Genomic DNA, 16677 nt, shown 5'->3' with positions numbered 1-16677 from the left:
GTAGCGGTACTTCCACCGTGGCACGGACCGAGCGGGTCCGCCCGGAGTGCGCGGCGGGACCTCGCGGACACGGCCTAGGGCTCGATGAGGCCCACACGGATGGCGTAGCGGGTGAGTTCCAGGCGGTCGCGCAGGCCCAGTTTCTGGAGCAGGTTGGCGCGGTGCCGTTCGACCGTCTTGACGCTGATCACGAGGAGACGGGCGATCTCCTTGGAGGAGTGCCCCTCGGCGACGAGTTTGAGGATCTCCTCCTCACGTTCGGTGATGGGGCGTGCGGGCAGCCGCGCGCCCGCGCGGGCGCGGTCGAGGTAGGTGCGGATCAGGGCGGACTCGGCGCCGGGGTAGATGAAGGGCTCGTCGCGCAGCGCGGCACGGCAGGCCTCGACCAGGTCGCGGTCGGCGACCGACTTCGGGACGTAGCCGGAGGCACCGGCCTTGAGCGCCTCGAAGAAGAACTGCTCGTTGTCGTACATCGTCAGCATCAGCGTGCGCAGTCCGGGACGGACTCGGGCGAGCTCACGGGCGGCCTGCAAGCCGGTCAGGCGGGGCATGGCGATGTCGAGGATGGCCAGGTCGACGTCGTTGTCCCGGACCTTGGCCAGCGCTTCCGCGCCGTCGGCCGCCTCGGCCACGACCTTCAGGTCCGGTTCGGCGTCGAGGATGAGGCGCACGCCACGGCGGACCAGCGCGTGATCGTCGGCGAGGAGGATGCGGGCCGGTGCGGTCATCGCACGTTCTCCAGGGGACGGTGGTCTGCCGGGCTGCCGGTCACGTTCAGCCGTATCTCGGTGCCGCCCCGCGGGACCTGACCGATGGTGAGATCGGCTCCGATGAGCAGAGCGCGTTCCCGCATGCCGCTGATGCCGGCCCCCTCGGGCGCGGTGCCGATGCCCTGGCCGTCGTCGCGGACCAGCAGCCCCACCCGGGAGTCCGGCAGCGGACGCAGATGGACTTCGACGCGGGTGGCGCCGGCGTGGCGTGCGGTGTTGGTGAGCCCCTCCTGGGCGATGCGGTACAGGACGAGTTCGGTGGCCGGGTCGAGGGGCGGCAGGCCTGGTGCGATATGGGCCGTCGCACTGAGCCGGGAGTTCGTGAACTCGGTCGTCAGCGCGCGCAGAGCACTGTGCAGACCGAGCTCCTCCAGGACACCGGGGCGCAGCCGGCGGGCGATACGCCGGATCTCCTCCAGGCCCGCGCGGGTGGTCTCCTGCGCCTGACGGAGGTCGGCGCGCACCGCCTCGGGGGCGTGGTCGGCCGTGTGCTTCAGCTGGAGCAGCACCGCGGTCAGGGTCTGCCCGACCTCGTCGTGGAGCTCCTGGGCCAGACGCTGCCGCTCGGCCTCCTGCGCGGACAGGGCCCGGCCGGAGCTGGTGGCCCGCTCCGCCTCCAGCCGGGCGAGCATGGCGTTGAAGGTCGTGGTGAGCCCGGCGATCTCGCCGGGGCCGGTGACGGTCGTACGACTGCCCGGTCTGAGGAGATCGGCGGTCGCCATGGCCCGGGTCAGCCGGGCCAGCGGCGCGAGACCGATCCTCAGCAGCAGGGCGTTCGCGATCAGCATCACCACCAGCCCGGCGAGCAGGACCAGCGCCTCGCCGAGGAGGACCGGGGTGGAGACGGTGACCGGACCGAGGAGCAGCAGGACCGCGGCGACGAACACCGCCGCGTTGAGAAGGAAGATCCGCCAGTACAACGTCATGATCGCGTTCCCTTCCCGGTGACCCTCACCTCCACTGTCTCCTGCCGCCGCCGACCGGCCCGCACCGGGGCCCGACCTGGGACGGAGCCCACTGCCCCGCACCACTCTGACCGCCCGGAGCACGCCGCGTCCATCCGTGCTGACACCCATGTTCCCGGCCCGTTCGCACCTGGCACGATGACCTTCGCGCGGCGGACCGGCAGGCTCTGTTCCGCCGCGCGCAGCACGACCGTCGCAACGAGGAGAACAGGGAGGGAGGGGTTGTGCCCGCTCCGCGGATGAGCACCACGCCCTTGCCGGGTATCGGTGTCCAGTACGACCTCACCACGCGCGAACACCGCCATCTGTCGGTGATCGCGCACCGGGACGGCACCCGGACGGTGAACGTGTACCGGCCCGACGACCCGGACGCCTGCGCCCAGTCGCTGCGACTGACCGAGCCGGAGGCCGCCTCCCTGATCGACGCGCTGACCCCCTCCCACCACAGCCCGAACCTGCTGTCCACGACCGACCTGGGACTGGTGGCGGAGCGCATAGAGCTGTCCGCGGCCTCCTACTGGAACGGGCGGGTCCTGGGCGACACCCGGATGCGCACCGAGACCGGCGCCTCGCTCGTCGCGGTGCTCCGGCGCGCTCAGGCGATCCCCTCGCCGACGCCGGACTTCCGGCTGGCCGGCGGTGACATCCTGATCGTGATCGGCACCCGCGAGGGTGTGGAGGCGGCCGCCGAGATACTCGGGCGGGACTGAGCGATGCACTCCTCCGCGATCTTCCTGATCGAGTTCGGCGCGATCATCCTCGGCCTCGGCCTCCTCGGCCGACTGGCCGGGCGACTGAAGTTCTCCCCCATACCCCTCTACCTGCTGGCCGGGCTCGCCTTCGGCGAGGGCGGGCTGCTGCCGCTCGGCACCAGCGAGGAGTTCGTCGCGATCGGCGCCGAGATCGGCGTCATCCTGCTGCTCCTCATGCTCGGCCTCGAATACACGGCCAGCGACCTCGTCTCCAACCTCAAGACCCAGTACCCGGCAGGTCTCGTCGACGCCGCGCTCAACGCCCTGCCCGGCGCCGCGATGGCCCTGCTGCTCGGCTGGGGCCCGGTCGCCGCCGTCGTACTGGCCGGCGTCACCTGGATCTCCTCCTCCGGCGTCATCGCCAAGGTCCTCGGCGACCTGGGCCGGCTCGGCAACCGCGAAACCCCGGTCATCCTGAGCATCCTGGTCCTCGAAGACCTCTCCATGGCCGTCTACCTGCCGATCCTCACCGCCCTGCTCGCCGGCGCCGGGCTCGCGGCGGGCAGCCTCACCCTCGCCATCGCCCTCGGCGTGGCCGGCCTCGTCCTGCTGCTGGCCGTGCGCTACGGACGCCACATCTCCCGCTTCGTCTCCAGCGACGACCCCGAGAAGCTGCTGCTCGTCGTCCTCGGCCTGACCCTGCTGGTCGCGGGGATCGCCCAGCAGCTCCAGGTCTCGGCGGCGGTGGGCGCGTTCCTCGTCGGCATCGCCCTGTCCGGCGAGGTCGCGGAGGGAGCGCACAACCTGCTCGCCCCGCTGCGGGATCTGTTCGCCGCGGTGTTCTTCGTCTTCTTCGGCCTGCACACCGACCCCGCGAGCATTCCGCCCGTGCTGCTGCCCGCCCTCGCGCTGGCCGTCGTCACCGCCGCCACGAAGATCGCCACCGGCTACTGGGCCGCCAAGCGCGCCGGAGTGGGCATCAAGGGCCGCTGGCGCGCCGGCGGCACACTGGTCGCCCGCGGCGAGTTCTCCATCGTCATCGCCGGCCTCGCCGTCACCGCCGGTATCGAACCCTCCCTCGGCCCGCTGGCCACCGCCTACGTCCTGATCCTCGTCGTCCTCGGCCCGCTCACCGCCCGCTTCACCGAACCGGCCGCCGCGTGGATCACCCGGCGCCGCACCCTGTCGGTACCGCGCCAGGCCGAGGCACCCGCCCAGGAGGAGGCCACGAAGGCGATCCAGGGCAACGGTCCGGTCGGCCCGGCATGACCGAGCACACCTGAGACGGAGGGGGCGGAGCACGGCCCCGGCACCCGGACCGGCACGGTTCAGGCGCCGGGCAGCCGCGCCCCCTCGCTTCGGGCTTCGAGTGCGCGCAGTACGGCGACCATGTCCTCACCGCCGTGCCCCTGGGCGACCGTCTCGCCGTACAGGGCATGGCAGATGTCGAGCAGGGGCGAGGCCACGTCGGCCTTGCGGGCGGCCTCGGCGATGAGCCGGTTGTTCTTCAGGACGTCGGCGGCGGCCGCCTGGACCGCGAAGTCCCGGTCCAGCAGCTTGGGCCCCTTCATCCGCGAGACGGCGCTGGCCATCGGACCGGCGTCCAGGACGTCCCGGAGCAGGCGCTGGTCGAGCCCGTGCCGGTCGGCGAAGTGGAACGCCTCGGTCAGACCGGTGACGAGGGTGATCAGGAACAGGTTGACCGAGAACTTCATCAGCAGGGCACCCGGTACGCCGCCGCAGTCGAACGTCTCGCGGCACATGGGCGCGAGGAGCGGGCGTACGGCCGCGACGGCGTCGTCGTCTCCCGCCAGCATCGCCACCAGTTCGCCCTGCTCGGCCGGGACCCGTGAGCCGGAGACCGGGGCCTCGACGTAGCGTCCGCCCACGGCCCGGACGGCTCTCTCCAGGGCGGCCGAGTGCTCCGGCGCGGTCGTGCCCATGTGGACGACGGTCCGCCCGGCGACGCGGGCGGCGAAGTCCGGGGTGCCGGGCCCGAGGACGGTGTCCAGGGCGGTCTCGTCGGCGAGCATGAGGATCACCGTCTCCGCCCGCTCGAACACCTCGGCCGGGCTCTGTGCGACCTCGGCGCCTGCGGCGCGCAGGGGGTCGCAGCGGTCGCGGGTGCGGTTCCAGACGACGAGCGGCGTCCCCGCGCGAGCCAGGTTGAGGGCCATGGGCTGTCCCATGACCCCGAGTCCGACGAAACCCACGTACACGATGCACCGCCGCTTCTCTGCCGCGCGAAGGCCGAAGTGCCCCTGCCGCCTACTATGACAGCGGTCATAGCGATCGGCACTATGACGACGGTCATAGGATGGAATCCGGTTCCTCCGGGAACCTTTCGGGAACTCCCGGGAACGTCTGGGACCGGCGGACGGAGATCAGGGATGGCGGTGTCCGAACGGGGGCCACGCGAGCGGATGGTGTTCAGCGCGGCCCAGCTGATCCGGCGTGACGGCGTCGCCTCCACGGGGATGCGTGAGGTCGCCGCACACGCCGGGGCGCCGCGCGGCTCGCTCCAGCACTACTTCCCCGGCGGGAAGGAGCAGTTGGTCAACGAGGCGGTGGGCTGGGCCGGCCGGTACGCCGGCAACCGTGTCGCCCGCTTCCTGGCCGCGCTGCCGGAGCCGACGCCCAGTGGGCTGTTCGCACAGATGGTGCGCCAGTGGACCGACGAGTACGAGACGTCGGGCTTCGCGGGCGGCTGCCCGGTCGCCGCCGCCACGGTGGACTGCGCGGAGGCCACGGTGTCCACGCGCGAGGCCGCGGCCGCCGCGTTCGCCACCTGGACCGGGCCCGTGGCCGGGGCGCTCGCGGACATGGGCGTGCCCGAGGAGCGGGCCGGCGCCCTCGCCACGCTCATGATCAGCACCTTGGAGGGGGCGATCCTCATCGCCCGCGCCGAACGCGACGTGCGTGCCCTGACGACCGTGACCCGGGAGCTGGGCCCCCTCCTCGACGCAGCGGTACGGGCCGACTGAGCGAATGTCGGTCACCGGGATCGTGGACGCGGTGGCCTTCCTGGGGCTCGGGCAGGTCTTCACCGCCTTCATGACGGGGAACATCCTCTTCCTCGGTTTCGCCGTCTCCGGCGGTGCAGGGCTGACCCCGCTGGGTTCGCTCACGGCGCTCGCCGCGTTCGCGGTCGGCGCGGTGGCCGGCAGCCGGCTCGGCGTCGCCACGGCCGCCCGTCCGCGCCGGTGGCTGCGCAGCGCGACGATCTGGCGGCTCGGGGCGGGCCTGAACACCACCCTGGTCACCGGCACCCTCGTCACCCTGTTGCTGCGCGCGGGCTTGACCGCGGCGCTGGCGGTCGCCGCGGCGGGGTGCTGGCCGGCATCGGGGGGCTATGTGGCCCATCCGGCCTCCAGACGGACGCCGAGCGCCTGAGCCGTCGATTCCGTCTCCCGGTCGTTCCGTCTGCCCGCCGTTCCGTCTGCCTGCCGGGCGGCACGTCGTCGCGGGACGAGTCCGTACGGAGTGAGGCATGCGCATGCTGACCCTGGGAACTCCGGAGGACATGCGTCCCGACCACGACGAGGCGCCCGTACTGGACGCCCTCACCCGCTACCACGAGGCCGACGAGCTGGGCTTCAGCCCGCCCGGTCACAAGCAGGCGCGCGGCGCGGACCCCAGGGCGCGGGCCGTCCTCGGTGACGCCGTCTACTTCGGTGATGTGCTGGCCGACGGGGGCCTGGACGACCGTCTCCTGCGGGGCCGGGTGCTGGAGCGGGCCGAGGAGCTGATGGCGGACGCGGTGCACGCCGAGCACACGTTCTTCTCCACCTGCGGCAGCTCCTTGTCCGTGAAGGCCGCCATGCTCACGGTGACCTGCCCGGGCCACAGCCTTCTCGTCGGGCGGGACGCCCACAAGTCCGTGGTCGCCGGACTCGTCCTGTCCGGTGTCCGGCCCGCATGGGTCGAACCGGAGTGGGACGCGGAACGCCACCTCGCCCATCCTCCGTCGGCCGCCGCCTACGACAAGGCGTTCACCGAGCACCCCGATGCCGACGGCGCCCTCGTCACCAGCCCCACCCCGTACGGCTCGGCGGCCGACCTGCGCGCCATCGCCGAGGTCTGCCACCGCCACGGCAAGCCCCTCATCGTCGACGAGGCCTGGGGAGCGCACCTGCCCTTCCACGACGCGCTGCCGTCATGGGCCATGGACGCCGGCGCCGACGTCTGTGTCACCAGCATCCACAAGATGGGCAGCGGTCTGGAACAGGGGTCGGTCTTCCACCTCCAGGGCGACCTCCTCGACCCCGCCGAACTCGCCGCCCGCGCCGACCTGCTCGGCACCACCAGCCCCAACGTCCTGCTCTACGCCGGGATCGACGCATGGCGGCGGCAGATGGTCCAGCACGGCCGTGAACTCATGGACCGGGCGCTCGGCCTGGCCATGCGGACCCGTGCCGCGATCGAGGGGATCGACGGATTCCACGTCAACGACGAGGCGGACTTCTGCGGCCTTGGACGGGCCGCCGAATTCGACCCGCTCCCGGTCGTGATGGACATCGAGACCCTGGACACCACCGGCTACCGGGCTGCCGACTGGCTGCGCGAGCACCACCACATCGACATGCACCTCTTCGACCACCGGCGCGTCAGCGCCCAGCTCACCCACGCCGACGACGACCGGACCACCGCCCGGCTGCTCACCGCCCTGCGTGACCTGGCCGACCACGCCGACGAACTGCGTGACGCACCCCGCGTCGACGTTCCGGCCCCGGTCGGCCTGCGCATGGAACAGGTACGGCTGCCCCGCGACGCCTACTTCGCCGACCACACGGACGTACCCCTGGACAAGGCCGAGGGCCGGGTCGCCGGCGAGATGATCACGCCGTATCCGCCCGGCATCCCCGCCGTCCTCCCCGGTGAACTCCTCACCGAGCCCGTGCTGCGCTACCTGGCGACCGGCGTCCGGGCCGGTATGAACCTGCCCGACGCGGCGGACAAGCGGCTGAGCACCATCCGGGTCGTCGCCGAGGACCGACCGGACCGCTGATCCAGGCCGCCCTACGTGCTGTCGCGCCTGCCCGGCACGCACAGCCACGCGAGCACGGCGGCGGCCAGATAGGCGAGCGCGCCGATGGCCATGCCGGTGCGCAGCCCGGTGTCGAAGTCGGCGGCCGACGCGAGCAGGCTGCCGCCGAGGGCCACTCCGGTGGCGCTGCCGACCTGCCGGGTGGTGTTGAACAGGGCCGAGGCGGCCCCCGAGTACGCCGGGGGCGCGGCACCCATCACGGTGGCGGTCGAGCCGGTGAGGGCGAAGGAGGTACCGAAACCCGCGGCCATCATCGGGGCCACCAGCAGCGCGTAGGCGGCGTCGGCCCCCGCCGCGGCCCAGCCGGCCAGCCCCAGGGCGGCCAGGAGCATGCCGGAGACCACCAGCGGCCGGTCGCCGGTGCGGCCGCTCAGCCGTCCGGACAGCACGGACGCGAACATGGTCATCGCCACCGCCGGGAACAGCGCGAGGCCGGTACCGAGGGCGCTGAAGCCGCGGTGGTGCTGGAAGGCCAGGCTGGCCGTGAACACCATGCCGTAGAAGCCGAAGTTGAACAGCAGGCCGATGACGGCGCCGCCGCTCATCGCGCGTGAGCGCAGCAGGCTCAGCGGAAGCACGGGGGACCGGGCCAGCCGCTCGCGCACCGCGAACGCCCCCGCGGACAGCACGGCCAGGCCCACCCCGGCGAGCACCACCGGATCGGACCAGCCGCGCCGTCCGGCCTCGTTGAGCGCCGCGGTCAGCAGCGCCACCGCCGCCACGACCGCGCACTGCGCCGGCCAGTCCAGGGCCCGGTCGGCGCGCCGGGGCGAGCGGGCCACGTGCCGCAGCGTCAGCACCAGGCAGGCGGCGCCCACGGGCAGGTTGACGAGGAACACCCAGCGCCAGCCCACCGTCGAAACGAGCAGCCCGCCCAGCAGCGGCCCGGCACAGGCCGCGATGCCCGCCATCGAACCCCACAGCCCGAAGGCCCGCGACCGTGCGGCGGCCCCCGGGTACGCCTGTTGGAGCAGCGCCAGCGAACCGGGCACGATCAGCGCCGCGCCGAGTCCCTCCACCAGCCGGGCCGCCACGAGGAACGGCGTGTTCGGAGCGAGCGCGCACGCGGCCGAGGCCACGGTGAACACGGCCACTCCCGAGCAGAAGACCCGACGGTTGCCGAGCCGGTCGCCGAGCGCGCCACCGGTCAGCAGGAACCCGGCGAGGACCAGGGTGTAGCCGTCGGTGATCCACTGGATCCCGGTGAGCGACGCCGACAGTTCGCGGCCGATCACCGGTACGGCGACATTGATGACGGTCACATCCAGGATCACCATGAAGTACCCGGCGCACACCGCGAGCAGCGGTGCCCAGGACCGACGCTCGGACTCCGGGTCCGACTCAGGAAGGCCGTACATCCCGAAGCCACGGTAGGGGACATGTGCCGCCCCCACATGCGGGGGCGCGTCCCGCCCCGCACCCTGGTGCCATGGCAAGCGCGCAGCCCGTCGTCGTCTACCCGCCCGCCGTGGACGGCGGTCGGCGGGTACGGGTGGACGACCAGTTCCTGGGGATGGCGTACGGACTGCTGGACGTGGCCGAGTTCCTGCGCCGGGCCGGGATCGAGGGCGCGGACCCCGACTACGTGCGGCAGACCGGGCTGATCGAGTGGCGCGGCGGCGGCCCCGACGTGTGGGACTCCGACGCCTAGCCGAGGTCGAGCCTGCTGTGCACCAGCCGGGCCACATGGTTCAGGGTGCGGTCGCCGGCCATCAGTTCGGCGGCGGTGAGACGGACGTCGAAATGCTCGCCGGCACGCACCAGGAACTCGGTGCTCAGCAGCGAGTCGAGACCGAAGTCGGTCACCGGGCGCGCGGCGTCCAGCTCCTCGGGGTCGCTGCGCAGGACGGCGGCGAGCAGCCGGGCCAGGGTGTGGGTGATCGCCGCCCGGGCGTCGTCGGGTGCCAGGGCGGCCAGTTCGCGCAGCAGGTCCGCGCGGCCCTCCGAGTCGGGGGCGGCGTCGGCGGGCACCAGTCCGCTGAACCGTGCCGTGCCCAGGGCGGGCAGCAGACGGCGGGCGCGGTCCCAGCGGTAGCGGCCGATGCCCGCGACGTCCGTGGCCGGCCGGGGTCGGCCGTCGCGGAGCAAGTCGACGTGAAGCGAGCCGTCGTGGAGCAGGCCCTCGGCGGTGGCGAGGGCATCGGCGACGGTGAGGGGCACGAAGCCCCGCTCGGCCATGGCGCCGCCGATGCCGTGCCGGGCGACGTACCCGGTCTCGCCGATCGGCCCCCAGGCGAGGGCGGTGCCCGGACGACCCTGGGCGCGCCGGGCGCGGGCCTGGGCCTCCAGGTAGGCGTTCGCGGCCGCGTACGGGGCCTGGCCGATGTTGCCGACGGCGGCGGCGATCGAGGAGTAGGTGAGGAAGAAGTCGAGATCGTGGCCCGCGGTGAGACGGTCCAGTTGGGCCGCGCCGTGCGCCTTGGGCGCCAGGACGTCCGCGAACCTGTCGTCGGTGAGCTCGGACAGGGGCGCGTCGTCGAGGTGCATCGCGGCGTGGACGACGCCCCGCAGCCGGTGCCCGCCCGCGTCGACCGTCTCGATGACCCGGCGCAGCGCCGACTCGTCGGTGACGTCGGCCGCGTACGCGGTGGCGTGGACGCCGCGTCGGGCCAGGTCGTCCAGGAGGGCGGGTGCCTCGGGGGCGGCCCCGCCGCGACGGGAGACCAGCGCCAGATGCCGGGCGCCGTGGTCGGCAAGCCGGCGGGCGGTCGCGGCACCGAACCCGCTCAGTCCGCCCGTCACCAGGTAGGTGCCGTCGGCGTCCAGGGTCGGCACAGGGGACGCGGGCTGGACGAGGACGGGTTCGTCCAGCGGGCTCTCGTCCGGGCGCTCGTCCGGGCTCGCGTCGGCCTGATCGACGCCGTCGAGGGCGATGATCACCTTGCCGATGTGCCGGGAGTGCTGAAGGACCTGGAAGGCCTCCTCCACCCGGGCGGCCGGATAGACCGTGTGCGGCAGCGGCCGGTACTCGCCGCGCTCGATGTGGGGCACGACGTCGGCCACGAGGCGGGTGCCGCGGTCGCGGTCCAGCAGGACGTGGTCGAGGTTGAAGCCGATGAAGGTCAGGCTGCGGTCGAACGGACGCATCGGCAGCGTGTTGTTGAGGAAGATGTCACGCTTGCCGAGTTCGACGAAGCGGCCGTTGGGCCGCAGCAGGTCGAGGCCGTGGGCGATGGCCTCTCCACTGAGCGAGTTGACCACGATGTCGACGCCCCGACCCTCGGTGAGTTCGAGGACACGTGGAACGAAGTCCAGGCTGCGTGAGTCGAGCACATGCCGGGCGCCCAGGCTGCGCAGCAGGTTCCGTTTGGCCTCGGTCCCGGCGGTGGCGATGACCTCGGCCCCGCGGGCACGGGAGCACTGCAGTGCGGCCAGGCCCACCGCTCCGGCGCCGCCGTGCACCAGCACCGTCTCGCCGGCCGCCATGCGCGCCTGGTCGACCAGGGCGTGGTGGATGGTCAGGAAGACGACGGGGAAGGTCGCCGCCTCGGCGTAACTCATCCCGTCGGGGATCTTGAGCAGCCCGTAGTCGTGGGTGACGGCGTGGGAGGCGAGAGCCGCGGACATGACACCGCAGACCCGGTCGCCGACCGCGAAGTCGCTCACGTCGGGGCCTACGGCGCTGACGATGCCGGCACCGTCGGTGCCCAGCCCACGGCTGAGCGGGCTGTCCTCCACGGCCTCGGGCGGCAACAGGCCGTTGGCGCGCATCGGGTCGCGATAGTTCAGCGCCACGGCACGCAACCGGACGACGACCTCCCTCGGCCCGGGCCGCGGCACCGTCGTCTCCCGCCAGACCAGGCGCCGGGCGGGACCGGGGGCGCGGGCCTCCAGCAGGAAGGGCACGTCGAGGGGGACGGCGGGAGCCTCGTCGGCCGGATGCTCGATGTGCAGGGGCGTGAAGCGACCGGCCGTGGTGAGAACGACCTCGTCCTCGACCATCACCGTGCCGCCCCCTGCGCCCGAGCCCGTGCCGCCGCCTTCGCCCGCTCCTTCGCTCTCCTCCCGTGGGCGACATGCCGTGAGCAACTCCACGGCCAGGCGCCGGGCGTCGGCGGCCGGGTCCGCCGTGCGCTCCAGGGAGACGCGTCGCAGTCCGAGGTCGGGCTGTTCGTTGGCCAGGGTGCGGGCGGCACCCCAGACGGCGGCGTCCTCGGGGTGCGCGGGACGTTCCGGGGCGGGGAACAGACCGGTGGGGCGGGTGACCAGCCAGACCTGGGCGGTGCGGTCGGCGGGCAGGTTCCGGCAGGCGGCGGCCAGGGCGCGCAGGACGGTCGCGCGACGGCCGGTCCTTGCCACGAGGTGCCGCGGGTCGGGCTCGGCCAGCAGCAGCACGACGCGCGGCGCGGCATCGGTGGACAGGGTCGCCGTCCAGGCGTCGGCGTCGGTGGGGCAGGGCAGGACCGTGGCCGGCCCCAGCAGGGCGGCGAGTTCCCGGGCGGTCGGGGTCTCGGCGTCGCTCTCCGTGGCGACGAGCCAGGCCGCGCCCGACGCCGGGACGGGCAGGGCGGGTTCGGTCACCGGGACGCGGGGCGCGGCGGCCATCAGGACCGAGTGGTCCGTGGGCCCCGTCCGCCAGGGGTCGGTGAACCCGCAGCGCTCCAGCAGGGGCACCCACGCGTCGTGGGGGAGCAGCCGGGTGGTGGGGCGCAGAGTACGGTCACCGCGCCGCCACAACGACTCCAGTCCGCCCGACAGCAACGCGTCGAACCGGTCGTGGTGCCGCTCGGTCGCCAACAGGTGGCCGCCCGGGGCGAGGAGCGACCGGACGTGCCCCAGAGCGGTGGCCAGGTCGGCCGTCGCGTGCAGGGAGTCCCCGGCGAGGACCAGATCGAAGCCGCCCGGCGGGAAGCCCTGCACGGCCGGATCGGCGTCCAGGTCGAGGGTGCGGTACTCGATGAACCGGCAGGCGGCGAAACGGTGCCGGGCGCGGGCGAAGGACGAGTTGGCGGGGGCCGTGCACATGTAGTGGGTGCGGTCGGCCGGCAGCATCGGCAGCGCGGCGGCGGTCAGGGCCGTGCCGCCCGCGCCGACCTCCAGCACACGCAGCGGACGGCCGGCGGGCCAGTCCCGGACGATGCCGTCGAGCAGCGCCTGCACCACCCGGTGGGTGAAGCGGTGGGCGGGAGCGGTCTCCTGGTGCTGTTCGAGGAAGCTCTCGCCGACGGGCAGCAGGTCACGCGGGTCGAGCCGGCCGCGCAGCACGCCGGGCAGGTGCCGCAGCTGACTGTTGATCAGCAGCGCGGCCGGGCCGAAACGCGGGTGCTCCTCCAGCAGTGAACGCAGGGACGCTTCGGGGCAGGCCGTGACGTCGGTCAGCCGCCATCCCTCCCCGTCCGCCTCGGCCAGCCCCTGCTCGGCCAGCAGCGGCAGCATCAGCCGCACCAGCCTGCGGTGCCGGGGCGCGAGGCCGTGGCCGACCAGATCGGGCATGGTGAACGCCCCGTCCGGTCGGGGCAGCAGGTCGCGCAGGGCCGCCGCCCAGCAGTGCGCGCCGGCCCGTTCCGCCGCGGCCGTGAACCGTTCGTGGCCGCTGTCGTCCAGTTCGGCACGGGCGGCGACGATCCGCGCGCGGGCGCCGCGAGCCGACTCGGCCGGAGCGGGCAGCGGGGACGGCGGGGCGGGCAACGACGGGTGCGGGGCAGCGCGCAGGACGGTGCGCTGGACGGTCAGCGGGGCGTGGTCGGTGAACCGGACACGCCGGGTACGGCACTTGTCGATCTCGGCGGTGACGGTGCCGTCGAGGTCCGCGTACGTGATGTCCCAGCAGACCTCGTTGGCGCTGCGCCCACGCCGCCGCAGATGGACGACGCCCTCCGGCGCCGGGGTGCGCCACACCCGTACCGCCCCGAACGCCGACGGCAGATAGCCGGCGTCCTCCCGCGTCGGCCGCTCGGCCAGCGCGACGGTGGCCTGCAACGGGCCGTCCAGCAGCACGGGGTGGACCGTGTACGCGTCGGCCGGATGGTCGAGCCGGTACCACGCCAGCAGCTCGCCGTCGCCGACGTGCAGACCGTGCAGGAGCTGGAAGGCCGGACCGCACTCCAGTCCCATGCGGTGACAGTGCGCGTAGTAGTCGGGTCCGGTCAGGGTGCGGGAGCAGCGGGCCTTGACTCCAGCGATGTCCAGCGGACCGGGGGCGCCGCCCAGCAGGGTGCGGACCTGGGCGCGGACGACAGGCTGGACCTCGCCGCCGCGGCTGTCCCGGCTGCTGATGGTCAGCGCTCCGTCCGACGGGGTGACGGCGGTCTGGAGCGCGGCGCCGGCCGGGTCCGGCCACCCGACCGCGAACGGGCGGGCGATGTCCAGATGCCGCACCTCCACCGGCCGGTCCAGCGCCCGCGCCCCTGCGGTGACCGCCATCTCCACATACGCGGCGGCCGGCATCAGCACGTCGCCGTCGATCCGATGATCGCCCAGCCAGGGCACGAGCTGAGGCTCCAGGGTGCCGTGCCACAGGGGGTGGGGCGCGGGCAGCCGCTCGCCGAGCAGCGGGTGGTCCCGTGCTCCGCTGCCGCTGGTGTGCAGGACGAGATCCTGTGGAGTGCCGTGCCAGTGCCGCTCACGCTGCCACGGGTACGCGGGCAGGTCGACGACGCGGCCGGGGTGCGGGAAGTGCGCCCGCCAGTCCACCTCGGCACCGGCCGCGAGCAGCGCGGCGACCGTGGCCGTCGCCTCACGCGGCCCGTCCCCGTCCCGGGACAGCGTCGGCACGTACGCCAGAGCGGTGCGGCGCAGATAGGCACGGAGAACCGGATGCGGGCCGATCTCCACGACCACGCCGATGCCGTCGGCGGCTAGGTGCTCCATGGCCGCCCCGAAGCGGACCGGCTCGCGCACGTTGCGCCACCAGTACGCCGCGTCCAACTCCCGTCCGGTCAACGGGCCGGCCGTCACGGTGGAGACGAACGGCACCCGGGCCCGGGCGGGGACCAGACCGGCGAGGGCGGCGCGCAGCGGTCCCTCGATGGAGTCCATGGCACGGCTGTGGAAGGCGTAGTCCAGATCCAGCTCGCGGAAGAACACGTCACGGGCCGTCAGCTCGGCACCGAGGGCGGCCAGCGCGTCGGCGTCGCCCGCCACCGTCACGTCCCGGTCGCTGTTGACACCCGCGATCTCCAACTCCCCGCCGAAGCGGGCCAGTTCGGCACGGGCCGCGTCCTCGGGGAGGCCGACGGCGGCCATCCGGCCCCGGCCCGCCGTGCGTGCCTGGGTGCGGCTGCGCTGGGCGAGCACCAGAGCGGCCTGCTCCAGCGTCAGTGCCCCGGCCGCGTACGCGGCGGCCACCTCGCCGACGCTGTGCCCGGCGACCGCGCGCGGGCGTACACCGTGGGACTCCAACAGCGCGGTGAGTCCCACCTGGACGGCGAACAACACCGGCTGCGCGATCTCCGTACGCGCCCAGCGGGCCGCGGCGGGACGCTCCAGCTCCTTGGCCACGGACCAGCCGAGATGCGGGGACAGCGCGGCGTCGGCCGCTTCGACGGCGGTACGGAAGACGGCCTCGCCCGCCATCAGGTCGGCGGCCATCCCGGGCCACTGGGAGGCGTTGCCGGAGTACACGAAGGCCACCGCGCCCCGCTCGGCCCTGCGGACCACGGCCCCGTGGGACGGCGAGTCGGCGAACAGACCCTCCAGCCGGTCGGCCGCCTGCCCCGCGTCGGCGGCCAGCACGGCGGCCCGGTGCGGATGCGCAGTGCGCCGCAGCGTGCTGGTGCGGGCCAGGTCGTAGAACTCCTCCGGCGCCGCCTCCCGCAGCCGCTGCGCCATCCGCACGCTCAACTGCCGCAGCGCCTTGGGCGACCGCGCGGACACCACCACCGGCACCGGCCTGCCGGCCGGCTCCGCTTCCGGGCGTACGGGCCGGGGCGCGGGAGGCGGTGGTACGACGACGGCGTGGGCGTTGGTGCCGCCGAAACCGAAGGAGTTCACCCCTACCGCGGCCCGTTCCGACCGGGGCAGCTCCACGGGTGTCACCGTGGGCGCCAGGCCGAGCGCGTCGAAGTCGATCGCCGGGTTGAGCGGCCGGGCGTGCAGGGAGGCGGGCGCGATCCGGTGCCGGAGCACCAGGATCGCCTTGAGCAGACCGGCCATGCCCGCCGCGGGCTCCAGATGCCCCAGGTTGGACTTCACCGACCCCACGGGCAGCGGCCCCGCCCCGCGCCGCACGCCGAGGGCCTGTCCGATGGCACGGGCCTCGGCGGGGTCACCGACCGGCGTGCCGGTGCCGTGCGCCTCGAAGTACACCAGGTCGTCCGGGCCGATCCCGGCCTCCCGGCACACCGCGCGCAGCAGCGCCTCCTGCGCCTCGGAACTGGGCAGCGTCATACCGGTCGTACGCCCGTCGGAGTTGCTGCCGGTGCCGGCGAGGACCGCGTGGATTCGGTCGCCGTCGGCCACGGCGTCCGCCAGCCGCTTCAACACCAGCACCGCACCGCCCTCGGCCCGCACGAACCCGTCGGCGTCGGCCGAGAAGGCCGCGCACCGGCCGCGCCGCGACAGCATCCCCGCGTAGCAGAAACCGGCGTACGAGAACGGGTTCACGAGCACGTTCACCCCGCCCGCGAGCGCCACCCGGCTGGTGCCCTCCCACAGGGTGCGGCAGGCGCGGTCCACCGCCACCAGCGACGAGGAGCACGCCGTGTCCACCGCCATGCTGGGGCCGCGCAGATCGAAGGCGTACGAGAGGCGGTTCGCCGTGATGGACAGGGTGGTGCCGGGCATGGTGTGCGGGCTGGTGTGGTCCTCCAGAATCGACAGGATGGTGCCGTAGGCCGGATCGGAGACCCCCACGTACACGCAGGTGTCGGAGCCGGCGAGCGCCTCGGCCGGGATGGCCGCGTCGTCCAGTGCCTCGGCCGCCATCTCCAGCAGCAGCCGCTGCTGCGGATCGATGTGCGCCGCTTCCTTGGGCGAGATGCCGAAGTACCCGGCGTCGAAGGAGGCGATGTCGTCGAGGAAGCCGCCGGCCGCGGTGTAGCTGCGGCCCGGCCGCACCGCACCCGGATCGACGAGCAGGGCCCGGGGGAACCGGTCGGCCGGCATCTCTCCCACGAGGTCCCGCTCGTCCCGCAGCGCCGCCCACAGCCCGTCCAGGTCGGTGATGCCGCCGGGCAGCCGGCAGCCGACGCCCACCACCGCCACCGACCGGTCGTCCCGTCCCACACCCATGCCCCGCCCCCTGTCGCCCGCTTGCCGGTTCG

11 protein-coding genes are annotated in these 16677 nt (G+C 73.8%); 6 read left to right on the top strand and 5 right to left on the bottom strand.

The features are described from left to right. Positions 1–74: 74 nt before the first annotated feature. A complete protein-coding gene (locus L0P92_RS01250) occupies positions 75–728 on the bottom strand; it encodes a response regulator (RefSeq protein WP_234760486.1) in 654 nt (217 codons plus the stop codon). Continuing rightward, on the bottom strand, positions 725–1696 hold the full coding sequence (locus L0P92_RS01245; RefSeq protein WP_234760485.1) for a sensor histidine kinase: 972 nt from the start codon (positions 1694–1696) through the stop codon (positions 725–727). Before L0P92_RS01245 ends, L0P92_RS01250 begins: the two co-directional genes overlap by 4 nt. Positions 1697–1974: 278 nt before the next feature. Here L0P92_RS01245 and L0P92_RS01240 point away from each other — a divergent pair, with 278 nt between their 5' ends. Continuing rightward, positions 1975–2445, top strand: coding sequence for a cation:proton antiporter regulatory subunit (locus tag L0P92_RS01240; RefSeq protein WP_217206942.1), 471 nt, complete (start codon positions 1975–1977; stop codon positions 2443–2445). A gap of 3 nt (positions 2446–2448) precedes the next feature. Continuing rightward, complete coding sequence (locus tag L0P92_RS01235; protein ID WP_234760484.1) at positions 2449–3696, top strand: cation:proton antiporter; 1248 nt, start codon at positions 2449–2451, stop codon at positions 3694–3696. A 59-nt stretch (positions 3697–3755) separates the two neighbouring features. Here the strand turns inward: L0P92_RS01235 and L0P92_RS01230 are convergent, their stop codons facing one another. Continuing rightward, entirely contained in the window at positions 3756–4646 is an 891-nt protein-coding gene (locus L0P92_RS01230) for an NAD(P)-dependent oxidoreductase (protein WP_234760483.1), read from the bottom strand. Between the two features lie 171 nt (positions 4647–4817). On the opposite strand from L0P92_RS01230, the gene L0P92_RS01225 reads away from it, so the two are divergent. The 3 genes from L0P92_RS01225 (at position 4818) to L0P92_RS01215 (ending at position 7435) form a co-directional block, all read left to right on the top strand. After that, complete coding sequence (locus tag L0P92_RS01225; RefSeq protein ID WP_234760482.1) at positions 4818–5411, top strand: TetR/AcrR family transcriptional regulator; 594 nt, start codon at positions 4818–4820, stop codon at positions 5409–5411. A 4-nt stretch (positions 5412–5415) separates the two neighbouring features. Next, the gene (locus L0P92_RS01220; protein WP_234760481.1) at positions 5416–5820 is read left to right on the top strand and encodes a DUF1275 family protein; all 405 of its coding nucleotides are present in this window, start codon (positions 5416–5418) and stop codon (positions 5818–5820) included. A 130-nt stretch (positions 5821–5950) separates the two neighbouring features. Continuing rightward, positions 5951–7435, top strand: a complete 1485-nt coding sequence (locus tag L0P92_RS01215) for an aminotransferase class I/II-fold pyridoxal phosphate-dependent enzyme (RefSeq protein WP_234760559.1) — start codon at positions 5951–5953, stop codon at positions 7433–7435. An 11-nt stretch (positions 7436–7446) separates the two neighbouring features. Here the strand turns inward: L0P92_RS01215 and L0P92_RS01210 are convergent, their stop codons facing one another. After that, entirely contained in the window at positions 7447–8832 is a 1386-nt protein-coding gene (locus tag L0P92_RS01210; RefSeq protein WP_234760480.1) for an MFS transporter, read from the bottom strand. Positions 8833–8903: 71 nt separating this feature from the next. On the opposite strand from L0P92_RS01210, the gene L0P92_RS01205 reads away from it, so the two are divergent. Then, positions 8904–9125, top strand: a complete 222-nt coding sequence (locus tag L0P92_RS01205) for a hypothetical protein (RefSeq protein ID WP_234760479.1) — start codon at positions 8904–8906, stop codon at positions 9123–9125. On the opposite strand, the gene L0P92_RS01200 is transcribed toward L0P92_RS01205, so the two are convergent. After that, complete coding sequence (locus L0P92_RS01200) at positions 9122–16645, bottom strand: type I polyketide synthase (protein WP_234760478.1); 7524 nt, start codon at positions 16643–16645, stop codon at positions 9122–9124. The genes L0P92_RS01205 and L0P92_RS01200 overlap by 4 nt on opposite strands. Between the last annotated feature and the right edge of the window lie 32 nt (positions 16646–16677).

The organism is Streptomyces muensis, assembly GCF_021474425.1.
In the GTDB taxonomy this organism is placed as follows: Bacteria; Actinomycetota; Actinomycetes; order Streptomycetales; family Streptomycetaceae; genus Streptomyces; species Streptomyces muensis.
This window is presented reverse-complemented; position numbering and strand designations above follow the sequence as displayed.